The organism is Klebsiella sp. CB_Kp196 (assembly GCF_040061575.1).
Classification (GTDB): Bacteria; Pseudomonadota; Gammaproteobacteria; order Enterobacterales; family Enterobacteriaceae; genus Klebsiella; species Klebsiella michiganensis.
This window is the reverse complement of record NZ_JBEAFH010000037.1, coordinates 70,265-85,296: the sequence shown is the minus strand read 5'-3', so window position 1 is coordinate 85,296 and position 15,032 is coordinate 70,265. Positions and strand designations below refer to the sequence as shown.

At 62.1% G+C, this 15,032-nt stretch carries 12 protein-coding genes and 1 riboswitch; of the genes, 1 reads left to right on the top strand and 11 read right to left on the bottom strand.

Annotation, left to right across the window (positions count from 1 at the left end; all coding sequences use genetic code 11):
- The 10 genes from ABLU87_RS10810 to ABLU87_RS10765 all read right to left on the bottom strand — a co-directional run bounded on the left by ABLU87_RS10810 (position 1) and on the right by ABLU87_RS10765 (position 13,542).
- Positions 1-744: a glutamine amidotransferase gene (locus tag ABLU87_RS10810; protein WP_122117673.1), complete on the bottom strand. Its 744-nt coding sequence runs from the start codon at positions 742-744 to the stop codon at positions 1-3.
- 104 nt (positions 745-848) lie between these two features.
- Positions 849-2,768 (bottom strand): penicillin-binding protein 2, encoded by a 1,920-nt coding sequence (mrdA, locus tag ABLU87_RS10805; RefSeq protein WP_183129353.1) that lies wholly within the window; start codon positions 2,766-2,768, stop codon positions 849-851.
- A 185-nt stretch (positions 2,769-2,953) separates the two neighbouring features.
- Positions 2,954-4,750 carry an allophanate hydrolase gene (atzF, locus tag ABLU87_RS10800; protein WP_122117672.1) on the bottom strand — a complete coding sequence of 599 codons (1,797 nt, stop codon included), beginning with the start codon at positions 4,748-4,750 and terminating at the stop codon, positions 2,954-2,956.
- Positions 4,747-8,352 carry an urea carboxylase gene (uca, locus tag ABLU87_RS10795; protein ID WP_122117671.1) on the bottom strand — a complete coding sequence of 1,202 codons (3,606 nt, stop codon included), beginning with the start codon at positions 8,350-8,352 and terminating at the stop codon, positions 4,747-4,749. The genes atzF and uca overlap by 4 nt, the downstream gene beginning before the upstream one ends.
- A 168-nt stretch (positions 8,353-8,520) precedes the next feature.
- Positions 8,521-9,156: an urea amidolyase associated protein UAAP2 gene (locus ABLU87_RS10790; protein WP_009652130.1), complete on the bottom strand. Its 636-nt coding sequence runs from the start codon at positions 9,154-9,156 to the stop codon at positions 8,521-8,523.
- A gap of 10 nt (positions 9,157-9,166) precedes the next feature.
- A complete protein-coding gene (locus tag ABLU87_RS10785; protein WP_014838455.1) occupies positions 9,167-9,895 on the bottom strand; it encodes an urea amidolyase associated protein UAAP1 in 729 nt (242 codons plus the stop codon).
- 4 nt (positions 9,896-9,899) lie between these two features.
- On the bottom strand, positions 9,900-10,676 hold the full coding sequence (locus ABLU87_RS10780) for an ABC transporter ATP-binding protein (protein WP_009652163.1): 777 nt from the start codon (positions 10,674-10,676) through the stop codon (positions 9,900-9,902).
- The gene (locus ABLU87_RS10775) at positions 10,673-11,488 is read right to left on the bottom strand and encodes an ABC transporter permease (RefSeq protein WP_009652192.1); all 816 of its coding nucleotides are present in this window, start codon (positions 11,486-11,488) and stop codon (positions 10,673-10,675) included. The genes ABLU87_RS10780 and ABLU87_RS10775 overlap by 4 nt, the downstream gene beginning before the upstream one ends.
- Before the next feature lie 24 nt (positions 11,489-11,512).
- A complete protein-coding gene (locus ABLU87_RS10770) occupies positions 11,513-12,571 on the bottom strand; it encodes a putative urea ABC transporter substrate-binding protein (RefSeq protein WP_014838452.1) in 1,059 nt (352 codons plus the stop codon).
- A gap of 57 nt (positions 12,572-12,628) precedes the next feature.
- Positions 12,629-12,727, bottom strand: a riboswitch (guanidine-I (ykkC/yxkD leader).
- A gap of 212 nt (positions 12,728-12,939) precedes the next feature.
- Positions 12,940-13,542, bottom strand: a complete 603-nt coding sequence (locus ABLU87_RS10765) for an XRE family transcriptional regulator (RefSeq protein ID WP_014229319.1) — start codon at positions 13,540-13,542, stop codon at positions 12,940-12,942.
- 43 nt (positions 13,543-13,585) lie between these two features.
- Here ABLU87_RS10765 and ABLU87_RS10760 point away from each other — a divergent pair, with 43 nt between their 5' ends.
- Positions 13,586-14,278: a B3/4 domain-containing protein gene (locus tag ABLU87_RS10760; RefSeq protein WP_064357494.1), complete on the top strand. Its 693-nt coding sequence runs from the start codon at positions 13,586-13,588 to the stop codon at positions 14,276-14,278.
- A gap of 45 nt (positions 14,279-14,323) precedes the next feature.
- Here ABLU87_RS10760 and ABLU87_RS10755 read toward each other — a convergent pair whose 3' ends face one another.
- Positions 14,324-14,956: a LysE family translocator gene (locus ABLU87_RS10755; RefSeq protein WP_014229317.1), complete on the bottom strand. Its 633-nt coding sequence runs from the start codon at positions 14,954-14,956 to the stop codon at positions 14,324-14,326.
- Positions 14,957-15,032: the final 76 nt, after the last annotated feature.

Sequence of the window (15,032 nt, the reverse complement as noted above, 5' to 3'; positions counted from 1 at the left end):
TTAAGCCGGGTTCAGGTCTGGCTGCAGGTAGCCTGCGACAAAGCGGGTCAGAATCGCCGAGGCCACCGGGCTCTCCACAACGTCACGACTCAGCCTGTCCGGGTCAACCCCCTCGTTGCGCAGCGCCGCCTGGCGGAACGCGATCAGCGAGCGGGCAATCGCCGGGGTGATCTCCGGATGAAACTGCGTAGAAACGGCATGCGTGCCGTAGCGTACAATCTGGTGAGGGTCGTGCTGCGACGAAGCCAGCACCTTCGCCCCTGGCGGTAATCGGGTGACCGTTTGCATATGCGTGAGGTGCGCGCTGAACGGCGCCGGGTGGTCAGCCAGCAGACGATCCGCCAGGCCGTGTGCGGACAGCGAAATGGTTTTACTTCCGGCTTCGCGTCCGGCTGGATGGTAGTCCACCTCCCCCCCCAGGGCGTGCGCCATCAGCTGATGCCCGTAGCAAACGCCAAACAGCGGCATCTCTATCGCCATCGCCTCGCGGATCCAGGCCGCGGTCATTTCACTCCACGGCAGGCGTTCGGTCACCATATCCCAGGAGCCGGTAATCACCGCGATGGTCGCGTTATCCGGCGCGGGAAGCGGCTCTCCGGCATAGACGCGCGCCACGCTGATTTTTTTGCGCCACGGCGCCAGTAAATTGCCAAACCAGAGGGGAAGATCGCCGTGGTCGGAGACGATTTCATCCGGCGGAGTCCCGGTTTGTACAAGAAGAAGCGTATTTCGGCTTAACGACATCAGAGCGCCTTTTTTCACAGCAATACAGAACGCTACTATGAGCAAAAGCGCCGGCGGCGGCAAATAACCAATCCGCTAACGCTTATGCTCAGAGTGAATAACGTTTACTGCGCGTCGGCGCTCTCCACCTGCGGCACCGTCGACGTCGCGCCCTGTTCCGCCGGCGCGTTGGCCGGGTCGAAGATATGGTCGAGGATGGCGCGCGCCGTCGGCCCCGCAACCACGCCATCGCCGCCACCGTTCTCCAGAATCAGCGCCATCGCCACCTTCGGATGCTGATAGGGGGCAAACTGGGTATAGAAGATATGGTCGCGCAGGCGCACCGGGATCATCTTCGCGTTGTAGGTCTGGTTCTCCTTCAGGCTGAAGACCTGGGACGTCCCGGATTTTGCGGCGATCTGGTACGGCGCGGTATGGAACAGCTTATAGCCGGTGCCGTTTGGCAGGTTCGCCATGCCGTACATGCCGTTGCGCACCACGCCCCAGTACGGCGAATGCGGATCGCCAACCTGCGGCAGATCCTGCGGCGGCTGATAGCGCTCGACCTTATTACCCTGCTTCATGGAGTAAAGCAGATGCGGATTTTGCACTTTGCCGTTGTTAATCAGGGTCGTCAGCGCCTTGACCATCTGGATCGGCGTGGCAATCCAGTAGCCCTGACCGATACCGACGGAAATGGTATCCCCCTGATACCACGGTTTTTTATGCACCCGCTGTTTCCACTCCCGGCTCGGCAGCACCCCGGCATACTCTTCGTTAAGATCGATGCCGGTAGACTGACCGTAGCCAAACTTGCTTAGCCACTCGTGAATGCGGTCGATACCCATCTCAAACGCCACCTGATAGAAGAAGGTATCCGCAGATTCTTCTATCGCTTTGGTGACGTTAAGCATGCCGTGGCCGCTCTTCAGCCAGTCGCGGTAGCGGCGCTGGGTCCCCGGCAGCGTCCAGGTCGGCGCGCCGAAGAAGGAAGTGGTTGGCGTGATCACGCCCGCCGACAGCGCCGACAGCGCCATGTAGGGCTTCACCGTCGACGCGGGCGGATAGAGCCCCTGGGTGACCCGGTTAATCAGCGGCCGGTCCGGGTTATCGAGCAGCGAACGGTAGGCCTGATAGCCGATGCCCCTGACAAAGGGATTGGGATCGTAGCTGGGGCTCGACACCATGGCCAGCACGCCGCCATCGCGCGGATCGACGGCCACTACCGCCGCGCGCTGCCCCTTCAGCACCGACTCGATATACTGCTGCAGGTGCAGATCCAGCGTCAGGTAGATGTTCTTCCCGGCCACCGGCGGGACCTCTTTTAGCAGACGCACGACCCGCCCGTGGTTATCCACTTCCACTTCCTGATAGCCGGTGGTGCCGTGCAGCGCTTTCTCGTAGTAGCCTTCAATGCCCTGCTTGCCGATATTGTGGTCGGCGGCGTAGTTCTCTTCTTCCCCGGCTTTGGCCAGCTTTTGCAGATCGCTGTCGTTGATCTTCGAGACATAGCCAACCACGTGCGCCAGTTCGGCGCCGTAGGGGTAAGCGCGCTGCTGATAGCTCTCCACCGTGACGCCGGGGAAATGAAACTCATTGACCGCAAAACGCGCTACTTCAACATCGCTCAGGTCCGATTTTAACGTCACCTCTTTGTAGCGGCTGTTGTGGTGCATATCGTCGCGGAAGTCGGCGATATCCTGCGGGGTTAAATCAACGATCGGCGTCAGCTGCTGCAGCAGCGCCGTCATATCGGCGATTTTGCTCGGGATCACCTGCAAACGGTAGAGGGTAATATTTTGTACCAGCGGGATGCCGTTGCGGTCGAAAATCAGCCCCCGGCTCGGCGCGATGGGCAGCATTTTAATGTCGTTCTGGTTTGAACGCGTCTGATAAAAGTCGTGCTGATCCACCTGCAGGCGGTAAAGATTAAGGATCAGGATGGCGAAGCAAATCACCACCAGTAGAAACGCAATGACGGCACGGCGGATAAATAGCATCTTTTCCGCTGAATGGTCGCGAATTTCATCTCTCATTAGGGACATTAGCGGTCATTTACCTGGGTTACAAAGTGCCTGAAAAGGGAAAAGCGGGGAAGAATAGCGTTATCGCAGCGGGAGCCCTACCGAAAGGTTGCTAATGATCTGGCAGAAATGTTTCAGCATGTTAGAAATTTAAGGTGACACTGTCACCAACCCCCTCCATCAAAAAGCGATGGAGGGGTTGTAGTTTAACGTGCCAGCCAGGCGTGCCAGCCGCCGTAGGCGGTAATCTCCGTGGCTTCGCCTAATCCGTTGGCTTCGCAGATAAAGCCCGCTAACCGGCGTCCGTCGGCAAGCTCAACTTTTCCCAGGCCTAGCGGCGCGGGGATGGCCGCCAGCAGCGAACCGACCTCCGCGCTGGGTAGCTCCCACACTTCAACCGCGATCGACGCCCCGCCGCTATCGGCGCGAACCATCGCCGGGCGTTTGCCGTCCGCGAGAGCGTATAAACGATAGTGCGGCGCGCTGCGGGTCGCCTGCAGCAGCCTACCGCCCCGCGCCAGCAGCTGGCCGTTAAGCGGCAGGCCAGAGAGATGAGCGCCGCAAACAACCAGCGCCATTCGGTCATGGCCGGCGACGCGTTCAGGCGGCGGGGTCTCCAGCCGCGCTCCGCCCGGCAGCGGCAGCCGCTCAGCGCGCTGAAACGCATCGGCCAGGCCCAGTAAATACTGGTCGGTAAAGGCCCGGCCAAACAGCGTGACGCCCGAAGGCAATCCGTCCGGCATAAATCCGCATGGCACGCTCACCGCGGCATAGTCCAGCAGGTTCATAAAGTTGGTGTAGTACCCGAGATCGGCGTTGCGCGCGATCGGCTCCGCCTCCAGCTCGTCAAGCGTCACCGGGCGCGGATAGGTGGGCGTCAGCACGCAGTCCAGGGTCTCGAGTATCGCGTCGCACCGGGCTTTGTACTGCTGTAGCTGATAGATCGCCGTAAAGGTCGCCGTGGCGTCGGTGCCCGGCGCTTTTGCCAGCACGTCGCGAATAACCGGCAGCACCGCCTCCGGCTGCCGCGCCATCAGCGGACCGACCACCGCGTAGCGTTCGGCGACCCACGGCCCGTCATACAGCAGCCGGGCTGCCGCCAGAAACGGCGTGAAATCAATCTCAACTGCCACCCCGCCCAGCGCCGTCAGCCGTTGCCGGGCCTGGGAAAACAGGCGTTCGCTTGCGCGGCAGCCGAGGAAATTGAGCTCGCGCGGAACGCCAAAACGAAACCCCGCGGACGGCCTGCCGAACGCCTGACGGCTGTTCCACTGAGGATTACGGCGGCTCCAGGCGTCCTGCGGATCGCACTGTGCGACGAGCGCCAGCAGCTGGCTGGCCTCGTCGGCGGTGGGGCTGAAAAAGGTCACGCAGTCTAACGTACGACAGGCGGGGACCACCCCTGCGGTGGATATCAGCCCTTTACTGGCCTTCAGACCCACCAGGTTATTCAGCCCTGCCGGGACGCGGCCGCTACCGGCGGTATCCGTGCCCAACGAGAAGCTGGCAACGCCCAGCGCCACCGCCAGCGCGGAACCGGCGCTGGAACCGCCGGAGGGATACTCCGCATGATAGCTATTGCGGCAGCGACCGTACGGCGATCGGGTACCGTTCAGGCCGGTAGCGAACTGATCGAGATTGGTTTTACCGACCGGCACGGCGCCCAGCGCAATCAGCTGAGCGACAATCGTCGCGCTCTGCTCCGCCCGATACGCAAACGCCGGACAGGCCGCGGTGGTGACAATCTCCGCCAGATCGATATTGTCTTTGATGGCGAACGGCACGCCGTACAGCGGCAGCGCGGCCGGCGAAAGGCCATCCAGCGCCGCCAGAAATGGCTCCTGCTCCTCTTCGCTCAGAATATGGATAAACAACCGGAACTCGGGGTTCAGCGCCTGCGCCCGCTGGCGGATGTCCGCCAGCACGCTGCGCGGTGTGGTTTTACCGGTGCGGTAACGCTCCGCCAGGGTTGCCAGGCGTAAATCAAACGTCTGCTGCATCATGCCTTCTCCTCAATAATCACCGCCACCCGCTGTCCGGCGCGTACCGCGCTGCCCGGCTGCACGTGAACCTGTTGAATAACGCCATCGCAGGGGGCCAGCAGCGGGATCTCCATCTTCATCGACTCCAGCACGACCAGCACATCCCCCGCGCGGACCCGGCTGCCTGCCGCCGTTTGTACTTGCCACAGGTTTCCGGAAATCGGGCTTTCCACCCCCTGTTCGCCCTGCCGCAGCGGCGCGTCTCCGCCCTCATCCACGGCGCTCTCCTGGCTGTCAAAATGGGCCTGCCCGCTGGCTATCCAGCGATCGCGTTCGGCGTTAAACGCCTGCTGCTGATGCTCGCGAAACGCGCCGATGCTGTGCGCTTCACGGCGGAGAAACTGCTGGTATTCCGCCAGCCGCAGCGTGCTGTGCTCAATGCGCAGCGGGTAGCGTCCGAGCGGGAAATCGCGGCGAATCTGCAGCAGCTCTTCGGCCGAAACCGGATAGAAACGCAGTTGGTCGAAGAAACGCAGCAGCCAGGGTTTGCCGGCAAAATCCGCTACTTCGCGATAGCGATTCCACATCTGCAGGGTCCGGCCAACGAACTGATAGCCGCCGGGCCCCTCCATGCCGTAGACGCACAGATAGGCCCCGCCGATGCCGACCGAGTTTTCCGCCGTCCAGGTGCGCGCCGGGTTGTACTTGGTGGTAACCAGGCGATGGCGCGGGTCAAGCGGCGTCGCCACCGGCGCGCCGAGATAAACATCGCCCAGCCCCATCACCAGATAGCTGGCGTCAAATACCGTATTCCATACCGCCTGTTCATCGGGCAGATCGTTGATGCGACGGATAAATTCCAGATTACTCGGGCACCAGGGCGCGTCCTGGCGCACGGTGGTCATATATTTATCGATTGCCCTGCGGCAGGCCGGATCGTCCCAGGAGAGCGGCAGATGCACCACGCGCGTCGGCACCTGCAGATCGTCACTCAGGCAGACCGTGGACCACTCGCCGCGCACCCACGCCAGCAGCGTCTCAAGGGGCAACGTTTCCGGCTGAAAATGGATTTGCAGCGAGCGAATCCCCGGGGTGATATCGATCGCGCCGTCTCTTGATTGCGCTTCCAGGGCCTGCATCAGGGCGTGAATGCGGAAACGCAGAACCAGATCCAGCTCCGGCTCCCCGGCTTCCAGCAGCAGATGCGTATCGCCGGAGAGTCGCGCCACCAGGCGTTTGTCCGCCTCGCCGCAGGTCATCACGACAGGCGACGTCAGCGGCACGGGCTGCCAGGCTATCGCCTGGTGACTTAGGGTCGCCAGCTCGGCGCGCCGCCCTTCCGCCAGCCGCCGGGCGGTGGGTAAATCCACCGCCACGAAACGTACCTTATCCCCGGCCTTGAGCTGGCCTAACTGCCAGAGGTCGGCTTCAATCACCGTGACCGGGCAGACAAAACCGCCGAGGCTCGGCCCATCCGGTCCAAGGATCACCGGCATATCGCCGGTAAAATCGACCGCGCCCACCGCGTAAGGGTTATCGTGAATATTCGACGGATGCAGCCCCGCTTCGCCGCCGCTGTCGCGGGCCCACAGCGGCTTGGGGCCAATCAGGCGCACGCCGGTGCGGCTGGAGTTAAAGTGGACCGCCCACTCCGTGGCGAAGAACGTCGCAATATATTCCGGCGCAAAGAATTCCGGCGCGCCGTGGGGGCCGTAAATCACCCGCAGCGTCCGCACCTCAGCCAGCGCCGTGCGTAGCGTGGCGGGTAGTTGATCCCCGCTTCTGGCGGCGGCGTGCGGCGCCAGATGCAGCACGTCGCCTCCGCGCAGCGCCCGTCCGCCGTGGCCGCCAAACTGGCCGAGGGTAAAGGTGCTTTTACTCCCCAGATAGTCCGGTACCTGAATGCCGCCGCTCAGGCAGAGATAGCTTCTGACTCCCGCGCCGCTTATCGCGCCCAGCTTCAGGGTCGCCCCCGCCGGAATAGTCAATACGCAGTCCAGCGGCTGGTCTACGCCATCGAGCGTCACCGCCAATGGCGCGCCGCACACCACCGCCTGAACGTCGGTATTAAATTTCAGGGTCGGCCCGTTGAGGGTGATTTCCAGCGCGGCCGCTCCCTCGGCATTGCCCAGCAGGCGGTTGCCGAGACGCAGGGCGCGATCGTCCATCGGCCCCGACGGCGGTACGCCCACCGCCCAGTACCCCAAACGTCCCGGATAGTCCTGCACGCTGGTCTGGGTTCCGGCGCTCAGCACCTCCACGGTCGCCGCGCGGTAGCGCAGCTGCTCAAGGCAGCGGGTCCAGGGCTCGCCTTCGGTAAAGGGCGCAAAGCCAAGAATTTGTTGCAGGTACACGCGGTTAGTTTCTACGCCGTACAGGCGGGTCTCCGCCAGCGCCTGCGCCAGGCCGGCGATAGCCTCATCGCGGCTGGGGCGCCAGGCGATCGCTTTCGCCAGCATCGGGTCGAAGAACGGCGGGACTTCGCACCCGGCTTCCACCCAGCGGTCAATACGCAGGGCTGCGCCGTCCGCCGGCGGAAAGAAGACGTCCGTTAACAGTCCGGGAGAAGGCTGGAATTGCCGCCCCGGATCTTCGGCGTAAATTCGCGCCTGGATAGCATGGCCCTGGGGGCGTAACCCGGCGGCCAGCTCAGGTAGCGGAGGCAGTTCCCCCGCCGCCAGCTCAATCATCCAGCGCACCAGGTCAACGCCCCACACCTGCTCCGTGACGCCGTGTTCGACCTGAAGCCGGGTATTTACCTCGAGGAAATAAAACTGCCGCGCCGCGCTGTCATAGACAAACTCCACCGTCCCGGCGCTGCGGTAGCTCACCGCTTTGCCCAACGCGATAGCCGCCGCGCATAGTGCCTGCGCCATCCCGTCAGGCAGATTCGGCGCGGGCGTCTCTTCAATCACTTTCTGGTTACGCCGCTGGACTGAACAGTCGCGCACGCCGAGCGCGATGACTTCTCCCCGCCCGTCGCCGAAGATTTGTACCTCCAGATGGCGGGCGCGTTCGATATATTTTTCGAGAAATACCCCGCCGTCGCTGAAGTTGTTTTGTCCCAGCCGCTGCACCGCGGCAAACGCCTCAATCAGCTCACGGGCGTCGCGACAGACGCGCATGCCAATTCCGCCGCCGCCGGCGGTGCTTTTGAGCATGACCGGATAGCCCACCGCCTCAGCCGCCCGGCAGGCTTCGCCGCTGTCGGCCAGCAGCTCGCTGCCTTCCAGCAGCGGCACGCCCTCGGATTTGGCTAAGGCGCGAGCGGTATGCTTCAGGCCGAAGGTGCGCAGCTGTTGCGGAGTGGGGCCGACAAACGCCACCCCCGCCGCCTCGCAGGCCTCGGCGAAGGCCGCGTTTTCAGACAGAAAGCCGTAGCCGGGGTGGATCGCTTTGGCGCCGCTCTGCTGCGCGGCGGCCAGGATCTTCTCCGTCACCAGATAGGTTTGCGCCGCCGGGCCGTCGCCGAGGCTTAACGCTTCATCCGCGTCGCGGATATGCAGACTACTCAGGTCGGCTTCGGAATAGACGGCGACGCCCTTCACCTGCATCGCGCGCAGGGTGCGCAGAATGCGGCAGGCGATGGCGCCGCGGTTGGCAATCAGTAAGGTATCAAACATAAGCGGAACTCACAGGGTCGCGGGTCGTCCCGCAATAATTCGATGTTCCCCTGAGGTCGTCCCCGGGGTGAACCGGCGCTTAAGGTTTGCGCGTCGGCGTACTGTTCAGGCGGTCTGCGCGGACGGCGAAGAGCCGAAAGGCCAGCAGACGCCAGCGCTGCCAGCGGGTCAGTTCCATACCAGCACCTCGGCGGGCGTGGGGTTCCAGCCGTTGCAGGGATTATTTAACTGCGGACAGTTGGAAATCAGCACCACGGCGTTGCACTCGGCGCGCAGCTCAACGTATTTCCCCGCCGCCGATATCCCGTCCTCAAAGGTCAGACCGCCTTCCGGCGTCACCGGGACGTTCATAAAAAAGTTAATGTTGGCGCCGATATCGCGCTTATGCAGGCGGCCATCGTGCAGGCAGGCGCAGAGGAAATTATCCCGACAGCTGTGCATATAGCGTTTATCCTGGGCGTAGCGCACGGTGTTGCTCTCCTGGGCACAGGCGCCGCCGAGGGTATCGTGGCGACCGCAGGTGTCGGCAACGATGGTCAGCAGTGGATTGCCCAGATTGGAATAGAGTACGCTGCCGGTGGTCAGATAGGCATTGCCCTGGCGGCGCAGCGTGCGCTGCGGATCGTAGCGTTCTCGGGGGTTATCGGCGTTGTAAAACAGGGTATCAATGGCCTGGTTGCCTTCGAGGTCAAGCAGGCGCAGGGTTTGCCCTTTTTGTACCTCAAACAGCCAGGGTTCCCCTGCCGGGATCACATGGCGATAGACGGCATCTTCGGGACGACGGTTACTGGCGATCAGGGTCATCGCAGCCTCCTTACAGGGCAAAAAGTTGGGTGTTGAGGAACGCGCGCTGGTTTTCATCGCGGGTAAAGAGCGCTTCCGCGGCCGCCTGCGCATCGTCAGCCTGGTACCAGCTCAGCTGGATCGGCCGCGGGGCGTACTCAGCGGCAGGGTCCTGAGGATGCGGCAGCGCGGTCAGCACCATGAGGACATCCATCGGCGCAAACAGCTCAACGTAATCTCCGGCGCGGCTGTTGGCGGAAATAAACTGAAAACGGCCATCCTCATCGACGGTGACTTTGCTGAAGAAGTTAACCACCATCAGCAGGTCCTCCAGGCCCAGATCCCATTTACCCATTTCAACCAGCAGGTTATCGACGCCGTTGCGGTAGAAGCCGTTTCGCAGCTCCTGGTAGCGTCCTGCGCCATATTTTTCACGCGTCTCGTCGGCGTTGAGTATCCCGCCGAACGGGTCGTGCCAGCCGCAGCTGTCGGCAACAATCCCGGCCAGAACGCGCCCCATGTCGGAGTAGAAACAGTGCCCGGCGGTCAGGCGCGCGGTGTGCTGCCCCTTGAGGGTATCCGGCAGATTCAGGCGCTCACTCTTCTCATGGGGATTCAGCATCATCATGCTGACGTTGGCTCCGCCGTCGATATCGGTCAGGCGCAGAATCTGCCCTTTGCGCAAAATCAACGAGGTGTGCGCCCCGCCGGGTAGCCGCTCTTCGCGCAGGCTGGGGGATGAGTGAAAAAGTGCGGTCATCAAACTATCTCCTTAATGCGTAAACGTTATTGTCGCTGCCGGTGGTTATCTGCGACATTCGCGCTTCATTGAGCGGAATATCGTAGGTAACGCGCGCACCCCAGGCGTTGGGCGCCTGCGGATCGATGCGCACTTTGTCGAAAACCAGCAGCCGGGTGCCAAGGTTGAAGCCCTCCGCGAGGTCGTGGGTGACCATAAATACCGTCATCCGCGTTTCGCTCCACAGCTGGAGCAGCAGCCCGTGCATATCCTTGCGAATACCGGGATCCAGCGCGCCGAAGGGTTCATCAAGCAGCAGTACGCGCGGCTGCATGACGAAAGCCTGGGCGATCGCCAGCCGCTGCTGCATCCCGCCGGAGAGCTGCGCCGGATATTTATTCAGCGCGTGCCCCAGCCCGACTTTCTCCAGCATCCGCTGCGCCCGTTCGCGCGCGTCGCGTTTCCTGCCGGCAAACAGCCGGCCAAACAGCGGTGACGCCGGGAGTTCGAGGCCAATGGCGACGTTATCCAGCACGTTGAGGTGCGGGAAAACCGAATAACGCTGAAACACCACGCCGCGGCTGCGGTCCGGCTCCGCCGCCAGCGGCTGGCCGTCGAGGGTGATTTCCCCGCGAGTCGGCTTTTCCTGGCCGAGCAGCAGGCGTAAAAACGTCGACTTCCCGCAGCCGGACGCGCCGACCATCGAACAGAACTCGCCCTCTTTCACCTGCAAATTGATGCGCTCCAGCACCACGTGGTCGCCGTACTCCTGCCAGATATTTTTGATGTCGATAAAGCTCATGCCCGGCCTCCTTCCGCCCACGGGAAACAGGCTTTGTGCAGCTGACGCAGCGCCAGATCCATCAGCCATGCCAGCAGGGTTATCCAGATGACGTAAGGAATAATCACATCCATCGCCATATAGCGGCGGACGAGGAATATGCGATAGCCGAGACCGGCGGTGGCGGAAATGGCCTCGGCGGAGATCAAAAACAGCCATGCGGAGCCCAGCAGCAGGCGCAGGGAGGTTATCAGCCGCGACAGCAGCTGCGGCAGCACTACCCGCAGCACCACCGTCCAGCTATTGGCGCCGAGGGTTTGCGCTTTGATAAACAGCTCCGCCGGGATTTCCCGCGCCCGCTGTTCAAGGTCGCGCGCCAGCATCGGCGTAATGCCAATGACGATAAGCATCACTTTTGATAGCTCATCCAGGCCGAAGACGATAAACAGCACCGGCAGGATCGCCAGCGGCGGGATCATCGACACCACGGTCATCAGCGGCGACAGCGCCGCGCGGTACATCGGGAACACGCCGGCGGCGATGCCGATGCCCAGGCCAATCAGCGACGAGAGCGCCAGACCAATCAGCAGGCGGCTCATACTAATCAGCGTGTCGGCCCACAGCAGATACTCGCCGCTGCGTTTATCCGGGGTGAAGGCCATCCGATCGATGGCCGCGATCATCTGCGACAGGCCGGGCAGCAGCTTATCCTGCGGGTTGGCTTCCAGCCGCACCGCCGAACCGATAAACCAGGCGGCGATCATCAGGACGAAGGGCAATAGCATCAGCGTCAGGCGCATACCCTGCCGGGGATAGCGGTTAATGTGGCGCATGGCGTGGACTCCCAAGGTCAATCATTACAGCTGCCCCGCCGCGGCCAGCTTCAGATAGCTGTCGTCAAAGCGCAATTTGCTGTTGGCGGTATCGCCGACGGTGACGCCGCCGGGGAAGGTCATGCCGATAAAGTCAGCGCTCTGCGCCCCCTCTCCCAGCAGCCCTTTATCAAAAGAGAACTGCGCCACCCGCTGCATGGTTTTTGCCAGCGCCGGCGAGGAGATAAACGTCAGGGTATCGGCAGGCGTCCAGAAGAGATGGGTTGTTTTTAGCTGCGCCCGGTAGCCCGCGAGGTCGGTGCCGGAATCGGCGGCCATTGCGCTTAGCGCCTGCGTATCTCCGGCCTGCATTTTGGCCATCATCTCGAACCAGGCGCCGGTCAGGGCTTTACCCAGCGCCGGGTTATCTTTCAGGGTCTGAGTATTCACCACCATCATGTCGATCAGCTCGCCGGGAACCTGCGAAGAGCTAAAGACCTCCGTGGTTTGCGGCGTCTTTTTGATAACCGAAAGCTGCGGATTCCAGGCCACCGCCGCGCGTACGCCGCTGGTGCCAAAAGCCGAGACGATATCCGCATCCGAGGTATTGACCACTTTGACGTCTTTTTCCTGCAGCCCGGCTTTTTCCAGACCGCGAACCAGCAGGTAGTGCGATACCGAAAGCTCCGGGAGATACACCGCCATGCCTTTCAGATCGCTGAGCTTTTTATCCGCCCCCTTCAGCACCACGCCGTCGTTGCCGTCGGAGTAGCTGCCGGTAATGAGCGCCGTGGTATCAACGCCCCCCGCCGCCGGAATGGTCAGGGCATCCATGTTGGTCATGGTGCAGCCGTCAAACTGGCCCGCGGTGTACTGGTTAATGGATTCGATGTAGTCATTAAGCTGAACGATATTGATTTTGATGCCGTATTTGCTGGCCCATTTGTCGATGATCTTTTCGTTGCTGATGGTGCCCCAGGGCATCCATCCGGCATAGATAGTCCAGCAGATGTTGAACTCTTTTTTGACGGCGGCAAACGAGGGGACGCTGGCCAGCAGCGCCAGCGACAGGATAAGAGAGCGGAGGATCGGCGGTGTCTTCATGGTGGACCTCTGGTTAGCACGAGAAACGGGGGCAGCGCGACACCCAACGGTGCTGCTGTCTCCCGGGCTTTTGTCCCGCCGTGTAACCTCGCAGAGGTCGCCAGCTCTCGGACCAGACGTTCACCTGAGTGAACCGGAACCCTAGCCAGCTATTGTGTTATCTCAATTGTCTGTTGCGCTGCCTTCTGAACAGGAGTGTGCAAGGTCTATGCCAGGCGCGCAGCGCGCGTAAAATCAGCCCTACGACGGCAGGCGCCGCCGCGGCTCCCAAAAATGGGGAGTGATGATGGGGCATTGCATGGATTTGGTGCGTATGGCGTGAAGGCGGCGAGCGGTCGGGACGATAGCCGCTCGCCGGGAAACGCTTGCTAGCGCGCTTTTTCGCTCACCGTCATGGTGAATCGCGCGATCTTATCCCCGGCGTTAGCGTAGCTATGCGGGGCGTCGGTACGCGCGACGGCGGAATCCCCCTCTCGAATCAGATAGACCCCGTCGTTAACCGTCAGGGTTAAGGCGCCCTCGGTCACGAAAAGCAGCTCAGTCGTCCCCTCCCCGTGCCCCGGCGATGTGAACATTTCTCCCGGATTGAGGCTCCACTGCCAGAGCTCAACCATATCCGGACCGCTGGTACCGGCAAGGAGCCGCGCCTTGCCGCCCTGCTCGCCCTGCCACAGCGTGGGAATCTCGCCTTCTGCAATCACCTTTACCGGCGGCGCGGTGGCGACATTGACAAAATCGGCCACGGAAACGCCCAGCGCCGAGGCCAGACGGCACAACAGCGCAATGCTGGGATTGGCCCTGCAGGCTTCAATGTCTACCAGCATACCTTTGCTGACGCCCGCGCGTCGCGACAGCTCATCCAGGGAGATCTTCTTTTCCGCCCGGTAGCGCTTAATGCGCGCCGCAACGGCTTCATTAATCATGGCGGCATCGGCGCCCGCGTCGGTCGTTATATTGACTTTATTGGTCATCGGTCGATATTATGCTTTAAAATGGTCATTACAGGATTATCCAATGAATAGCGTATTACCGTCAATCAGCCCGCAGGTCTCCGCGCTGGCCCCCGGCTTTCGCGCCCTGAGCATTGATGTCGTTTCCGGCGCCGTACGCGCCCCCCTGGTCGGGTCCGATGCGCTCCGCTCCGCCTGCCAGGCGGTTATCGCCGGCGAGCCGCAGTGGGCGGAGGCGCACCTGCAGGCCTGGAACGAGGTATTCCGCGCCTTTGGCGCAAAACCCAAGCGGACGCCCTGCTCGGCGGAAGCCTTGCGCAGGCGGGTGCTGCGCGATGGCGAGATGGCTGCGATCGATCCCATCGTCGATCTCTATAATGCGGTGAGCCTGCGCTACGCCGTGCCGGTCGGCGGCGAAAACCTGGCGGCTTACGTTGGCGCCCCGCACCTCAAGCTCGCGGACGGCAGCGAACCGTTCGATACCGTCAAAGAGGGGCAGATCGTTCACGAATATCCCGACGCGGGAGAAGTGGTCTGGGGCGACGATCGCGGCGTGACCTGCCGACGCTGGAACTGGCGACAGGGAGTACGTACTCGTCTGAGCGTGGAGAGTCCGCGGATGTGGTTTATTCTTGAAAGCCTGCCGGAAATGCCGCTTAGCGCGCTGCAGGAGGCGGGAGAGATGCTGAGCAACGGCCTGCTGGAGATGATGCCGGAGGCGACGATCCGCTCACAGCTGATAGGGCCAGGAGCCTAAAGCCATTCCTTGCGCCCGGCAGCGTAGCACCGCCGGGCGCAGCGATTACTTCCGCGCCTCGAAGGCAATTTTCACCGCCATCCCCGCCAGCACCGTCGCCATCAGCCAGCGCTGAAACTGCTGCCATAACGGGCGCCCCGCGAGAAACAGCGACACCTGCCCGGCCATCACCACAATCAGCGCATTAACCGCTACGCTAATGAGCGCCTGCGTCCCTCCCAGCACCAGCGACTGCGCAAGGATGCTGCCGTGTCCGGGAGAGATAAACTGCGGCAGCAGTGAGAGATACATGATGGCGATTTTAGGGTTCGCCAGGTTAGTAATAAAGCCCATCATAAACAGCTTACGGCCGCTATCGGCAGGCAGGTCGCGCACCGCAAAGACCGAGCGCCCGCCGGGCTTCACCGCCTGCCAGGCCAGGTAAAGCAGATAGACCACGCCGCTGATGCGCAACGCGTCGTAAGCGTAGGGAACGGCGAAGATCAGTGCGGTAATACCGAAAGCGGCGCACAGCATATAAAACACAAACCCCAGCGCCACCCCGCCGAGGGAGACCAGTCCGGCCCTTCTTCCCTGGCAAATCGAGCGCGAAATCAGATAGATCATATTCGGCCCCGGGGTCAATACCAGGCCAAGGGCAACAAGCGCGAAGGTCAGCAGCGACGGTATCTCAGGCATAGCGTATCTCCGGTAAAGTGATGTGATGCCCAGGCGCGCGGCGGCGATCCCCATGCTCCCCGACAGTACCTGTCTA

What these genes read in the sequence shown, in the direction of transcription:
- ABLU87_RS10790 (WP_009652130.1), bottom strand. Translation starts at nt 9,156, where the DNA reads ATGACCCTGATCGCCAGTAACCGTCGTCCCGAAGATGCCGTCTATCGC.
- uca (WP_122117671.1), bottom strand. Translation starts at nt 8,352, where the DNA reads ATGTTTGATACCTTACTGATTGCCAACCGCGGCGCCATCGCCTGCCGC.
- mrdA (WP_183129353.1), bottom strand. Translation starts at nt 2,768, where the DNA reads ATGTCCCTAATGAGAGATGAAATTCGCGACCATTCAGCGGAAAAGATG.
- ABLU87_RS10770 (WP_014838452.1), bottom strand. Translation starts at nt 12,571, where the DNA reads ATGAAGACACCGCCGATCCTCCGCTCTCTTATCCTGTCGCTGGCGCTG.
- atzF (WP_122117672.1), bottom strand. Translation starts at nt 4,750, where the DNA reads ATGATGCAGCAGACGTTTGATTTACGCCTGGCAACCCTGGCGGAGCGT.
- ABLU87_RS10765 (WP_014229319.1), bottom strand. Translation starts at nt 13,542, where the DNA reads ATGACCAATAAAGTCAATATAACGACCGACGCGGGCGCCGATGCCGCC.
- ABLU87_RS10780 (WP_009652163.1), bottom strand. Translation starts at nt 10,676, where the DNA reads ATGAGCTTTATCGACATCAAAAATATCTGGCAGGAGTACGGCGACCAC.
- ABLU87_RS10785 (WP_014838455.1), bottom strand. Translation starts at nt 9,895, where the DNA reads ATGACCGCACTTTTTCACTCATCCCCCAGCCTGCGCGAAGAGCGGCTA.
- ABLU87_RS10810 (WP_122117673.1), bottom strand. Translation starts at nt 744, where the DNA reads ATGTCGTTAAGCCGAAATACGCTTCTTCTTGTACAAACCGGGACTCCG.
- ABLU87_RS10755 (WP_014229317.1), bottom strand. Translation starts at nt 14,956, where the DNA reads ATGCCTGAGATACCGTCGCTGCTGACCTTCGCGCTTGTTGCCCTTGGC.
- ABLU87_RS10775 (WP_009652192.1), bottom strand. Translation starts at nt 11,488, where the DNA reads ATGCGCCACATTAACCGCTATCCCCGGCAGGGTATGCGCCTGACGCTG.
- ABLU87_RS10760 (WP_064357494.1), top strand. Translation starts at nt 13,586, where the DNA reads ATGAATAGCGTATTACCGTCAATCAGCCCGCAGGTCTCCGCGCTGGCC.